Origin of the sequence: Vibrio cincinnatiensis (assembly GCF_022113815.1) — a bacterium.
GTDB classification, from domain to species: domain Bacteria; phylum Pseudomonadota; class Gammaproteobacteria; order Enterobacterales; family Vibrionaceae; genus Vibrio; species Vibrio cincinnatiensis_A.
Genome location: NZ_SGOM01000027.1, coordinates 1 through 5,008, shown reverse-complemented (window position 1 = coordinate 5,008; position 5,008 = coordinate 1). Strand labels below are relative to the sequence as shown.

General features: G+C 38.9%; 7 protein-coding genes. 2 read left to right on the top strand and 5 right to left on the bottom strand.

The window, feature by feature from the left end; translation table 11 throughout:
* Positions 1-821: 821 nt before the first annotated feature.
* The 4 genes from EXA13_RS16140 to gloA2 all read right to left on the bottom strand — a co-directional run bounded on the left by EXA13_RS16140 (position 822) and on the right by gloA2 (position 3,590).
* On the bottom strand, positions 822-1,421 hold the full coding sequence (locus EXA13_RS16140) for a DUF4145 domain-containing protein (RefSeq protein ID WP_238134046.1): 600 nt from the start codon (positions 1,419-1,421) through the stop codon (positions 822-824).
* 136 nt (positions 1,422-1,557) lie between these two features.
* A complete protein-coding gene (locus tag EXA13_RS16130) occupies positions 1,558-2,019 on the bottom strand; it encodes a hypothetical protein (protein WP_238134044.1) in 462 nt (153 codons plus the stop codon).
* A 663-nt stretch (positions 2,020-2,682) separates the two neighbouring features.
* Complete coding sequence (locus EXA13_RS16125; RefSeq protein WP_238134043.1) at positions 2,683-3,126, bottom strand: hypothetical protein; 444 nt, start codon at positions 3,124-3,126, stop codon at positions 2,683-2,685.
* A 77-nt stretch (positions 3,127-3,203) separates the two neighbouring features.
* A complete protein-coding gene (gloA2, locus tag EXA13_RS16120; RefSeq protein WP_154116296.1) occupies positions 3,204-3,590 on the bottom strand; it encodes an SMU1112c/YaeR family gloxylase I-like metalloprotein in 387 nt (128 codons plus the stop codon).
* Between the two features lie 262 nt (positions 3,591-3,852).
* On the opposite strand from gloA2, the gene EXA13_RS16115 reads away from it, so the two are divergent.
* Both EXA13_RS16115 and EXA13_RS16110 read left to right on the top strand, forming a co-directional pair.
* Positions 3,853-4,095, top strand: a complete 243-nt coding sequence (locus EXA13_RS16115; RefSeq protein ID WP_238134042.1) for a type II toxin-antitoxin system Phd/YefM family antitoxin — start codon at positions 3,853-3,855, stop codon at positions 4,093-4,095.
* A gap of 8 nt (positions 4,096-4,103) precedes the next feature.
* Positions 4,104-4,403 (top strand): type II toxin-antitoxin system RelE/ParE family toxin, encoded by a 300-nt coding sequence (locus EXA13_RS16110; protein WP_238134041.1) that lies wholly within the window; start codon positions 4,104-4,106, stop codon positions 4,401-4,403.
* Between the two features lie 173 nt (positions 4,404-4,576).
* Here EXA13_RS16110 and EXA13_RS16105 read toward each other — a convergent pair whose 3' ends face one another.
* A complete protein-coding gene (locus EXA13_RS16105) occupies positions 4,577-4,900 on the bottom strand; it encodes a hypothetical protein (protein ID WP_238134040.1) in 324 nt (107 codons plus the stop codon).
* Positions 4,901-5,008 lie beyond the last annotated feature (108 nt).

The following is a 5,008-nucleotide window of genomic DNA, read 5'->3' as shown; positions in this document are numbered from 1 at the left end:
ATGACTATAGACAAGCTGAACGCAAACCCACTTTACCATTAAATGCTGAATAAAGACTCGAAGGACAAGAAGACGAAGACGAAGACGAAAACTAAACCAATATGAACACAACTGGGTTTATAAATTAAAAAATAACTAATAAAAAACAATCAGTTAAAAGTATCAAACAGACAAACTAGAAGCTAAGTTCAAAGTAAAGAAATCATAAAAACACTTTAATTTTCAATATATTGTGGACTTTTTCTCTACGGTTACATAACGCCCGCTTAAGGGGCAGACAACGCTACTACCAACTTTCCGCATAATACCGTAATCACCAAAACCAACGCATAATGAAAATGCCGCGCGTTGGCTGTCCCTCTTGAAGCGTTTGTTAGGCTAATTCTTACCTACGAAGACTTTAACTTTGTAATATAAGAACGTCAGCGCAAAATAAACTGAGATATACAAAGCAAAGTCGAACATCGCGAGCTTGAAATTAAATGGATCTGAAATGATGTTGTAAGTCAGACCTAATTGAGCACCTATATACTTGGCTACTATGACTGTGGCGAAGAAGATTAAGATTTTCATTGAATTACCAATACTGCCATTAGAAACAACGGTTATGAACGCATAATATTTTCGTTCAATAAACAAACAACCTATCTCACAGTCAACAAGCCAATTTTGCGACAAAGGCATCAATTTTATGGAAATTAGCCTAACGCCCGGTTAAGGGGTGAGCAACGCAACTACCAACTCACCGCACAACACCGTAACCCCTGAAATCAACGCAAAACAAAAATGCCGAGCGTTGCGAATCCCTCTTTAACCGCTTGTTAGGCTTTATTCTGACGTGCTTTAAATCGCTCAAACTTTGCATTTAAAACAAATACATACTCACAAATGGCTGTGCAGAAGTCTAGAAGATCTTTAGCGTCATCTTTTGATACCTTTTCCTCTGACGCATGTGCGCCTAAATTTCGTGCAGCTCGTAAAGCCTCACCCCATTCGAAAATTCTCGAATCAATAATATTATTATCCTTCAAATCTTTTAACCCTGCGGCTAATGACTTCGTTTTTGCATTATGATGCTTACACAGCCCTTCAATAGCTCGACCACACATAACCGCACATGCGCTGAATGCTTTAGCTTTAAAGCAAATTTTCGCTTCAATAAGCGAGTTTCGTGCTATTTCAGGTATTTCCCAATCGATATGTGAGTCTTGTTTAGGCCAAACTCGATGCAAGTCCGTCCATTCATATTCATCCATACCAACTTGGATATATTCACTTTCACCTAACAGTGGACTGCAACAAACCGGACACTCGACGAGTACAGCCTTCGCTGGGAACGGATAGTCATCATCTCTATATTCAATTTGCCCAGTAACTTTCCCATCTACTTTAGATTCGCAATGAGGACATTCGATAATCATACATTCTCCAATAAAGCCTAACGCTGCGTTAAGGGGTGAATGCCGCATAAACCAACTTTCCGCAGGCCACTTTCACCACCAAAACTCACCGCAAACCAAAAATGCCACGCGGCATGAATCCCTCTTGAACGCCTTGTTAGCTTTGGCACAAATGAGGGCTGAGATTTTTTGAGTCTATTGGAGGCATGCTATCAACTTGATGATATCCCCAGAAGGTTAGTAGTAATGCCATAACCGGACCCAAAATACAGATACCTGACTTGAAGTACGCTGCAGTACCTCTTTTAACTGCTGTCAGTTTATACACTTTCATTGATTTTGGAGGAAAACGCCCTTCCTTCACCCCCTTTATCCCGATCGGAAGCATAAACGCAAGCACGACAAAAAGAGAAAATGGCAAACCAACAAACACTAAATGCCACACATAATCGGCACCATTTAACCCCAGAAATTCATAGCAGTGCGGTCGCTCGACAAAATCTGTCACTAAAGGAAGAAACAAAAACTTATGAAATGCAATTACTGCCAAACCCAATATGGTGAATACTGAAAATCGAACTGCTTTCTCTTTTTTTGTATACTCGTCAGCATATTCCATATGCAAAATTCCCTTGAAAAGCTAACGCCGCATTAAGGGGCAAGCAACGCAAACAGCTGAACTCAAACTAGCCAGCCGTAACCTTAAATACCCACCCAAACCAAAAATGCCACGCGTTGATTGTCCATCTTAAATGCTTTGTTAGGCGATTTTATAAACCATTTCAATCCCTTACCGAAGAAACATCAGAACAAACCAAATTAAAACAACATGTGAGTTTAACATTGACCCAGTAATATTCACTTGCCAACAACGAAACTCATGGTCTAGTTCAAAGAAAAAATCACGGCCACCAAGCTCATCGCAAAATCACTCAACTGTTAAGGATGAACTTAAGACTCGAAGAACGAGAAGCACAAAGCTTATCAAATATGAACAGACTCGATCGTTAACTTTTATGAGAACAGAAAACCGCTGAGATTTTCTTTGACTGATAACTTGATGGATTCAACAACTCATTGATTAAATGACATAATTCAAAAAAACACGATTAATAATCAACGAATCATTTGTGTAATTTCACGAACATCGCCTAACGCCGCATTAAGGGGCAAGCAACGCAAACAACTGAGCTCAAACTAGCCAGCCGTCACCTCAAATACCCAACCAAACCAAAAATGCCACGCGTTGATTGTCCCTCTTAAATGCTTTGTTAACTGATTGTCAATCTTGAATAATCAACGGCAATAGCAACAGACTAGCACCAAATGCGTAAAAGATTGGAAGAATCGCAACACTAAATCCTGCAGCCAATGCTTCATACTCTACAGTTAAATTACTCAGCGTTAAAATTATTCCGTAAAACGTTGTTAATCCTGCGCTAAGCCACATTACTTTTAAAAAAATTGAAAAACTTATCACTAAAGTCCGCCCTTTAATGATAAGTAACGAGAAGATTGCTGGCACAAACGTACATAAAATTGAAAAAGCATCAAAAAATTGAAGCCAACTATTCATTAGAAATAGATGACTAAAAATATAAATACAAGATAACCAATAGATTAGAACACCAATTTTATTCAAGAGTAAATCCCCGTACTTAAATATATTCGCATCAGTTAACGCCCGCTTAAGGGGCAGGCAACGCTGAACCCCAAACTCAAACACAACAACCGTAACCTCAAATGCTCATTTGAACTGAGAGCGCCACGCGTTGACTGTCCTTCTTGAAGCGTTTGTTATGTTTACTTTTCGTATAATTCCAAAGGTAAACCATCTGGATCTTTAAAAAAGGTAAATCGCTTACCCGTAAACTCATCGACACGAATTGGTTCAACATCAATTCCATTGGCTTGTAATTCATTAGCTGCTGATTCAACTGAGCTAACAACAAACGCTAAATGCCTTAAACCTTGAGCTTCGGGATTATTCATCCTCGGCGGAGGAGAAGGAAAAGAAAATAACTCGATTTGACCACCATCAGGTAAAGCTAAATCTAATTTGTAGGAATCTCGATTTTCCCGATAGTTTTCTGCGAGAATTTTAAGCCCCAAGATTTCAGAATAGAATGACTTTGAACGTTGATAATCAGAACAAATAATAGCCACATGATGAATACTTTCTAACTGCACAAAACTCTCCCACTCGCTAAATCACCCGGTAAACATAACGCCCGCCTAAGGGGCTGACAACGCAAACAACCACACTAAAACTAACCAGCCGCAACCTCAAAACTCATTAAAGCCAAAAGTGGCGAGCGTTGGAAGTCCCGCTTGAGGCGTTTGTTAGCTTCCCCCTTTCACACATTTCGCACATTTCGCACGATTTAATCATATTGACCACTTCATGTGATAAACTATACTCCAATTAGATTTAAGACTGTGGATAATAGCCATGCATACATTAACAGCAAATGACGCTAAACGAAATTTTGGTGAATTGCTTCTAAATGCTCAACGTCAACCAATTAAGATCAGTAAAAACAGTAAAGATGCTGTTGTCGTGATGTCTATACATGACTACGAAGAGCTTGAAATGATGAAAGCCGAATACCTCAAATATTGCTTCAACGCGGCTAAAGATGACTTAGCAAAAGGTAATATCGTTGATGGTAAAGATTTTTTGAGTGAGCTGTGATACGCAATATGCATCATAAACAATATAAGCTGAGTAATTTAGCTCAAACTCATTTACGTAAAGTAAAAAACTATACCATCAATAATTTCTCCGAATTACAGTGGCAACGTTATAAAGAAACACTACTTTCTGGTTTTCAAATGCTCGCCGATAACCCTGATTTAGGACGAAGCTGCCATGAAATATACAGTAACGGATTTTACTTTCTGATTGGAAAACATACTGCTTACTTCACAAAGGAAGATGATTTTATCCTAATCGTAGCTGTATTGGGGCAATCTCAATTACCACAAAATCACCTGAAATAATATACACTTATGGTGTGATGCTTTCGATTGATAAGCTAACGCCGCATTAAGGGGCAGGCAACGCAAACAACTAAACTCAAACTAGCCAGCCATAACCTCAAATGCTCAACCAAACCAAAACTGCCAAGCGTTGACTGTCCCTCTTGAATGCTTTGTTATGAGCGGGGTGATAACTACCACACAAACAGCTTAAAATAACTAAGGATTAAAAAAGAAGTGATCAACCCTATCCATCCCATTCCTTTAGTTACAACTTCGGGAGAGCTTGTATTTAAATTAGGAAACAAAATCATCCCAAAAGATAGCATTGGCAAGAAACCATAAAGCTGTCCCATATACTTCGATGTCAACCCTGGAAACGGGCTTATCAAATGATAAACCACAAGATAAAGTCCATAAGTGCCAATTGCTATACTTGCCTCCTTTAGAGGTGTTTCACTTCCCTCGAAGTAGAAATAAAAGCCAATAAGAACGACAAACACTACTGCATCAATCAATGTTGAGTATCCTTTATTTCTTTAAAGCTCATAACGCCCGCTTAAGGGGCTGGCAACACAAAACACCAAACTAAAACAAAACAGCTATAACCTCAAATGCTCATTTCA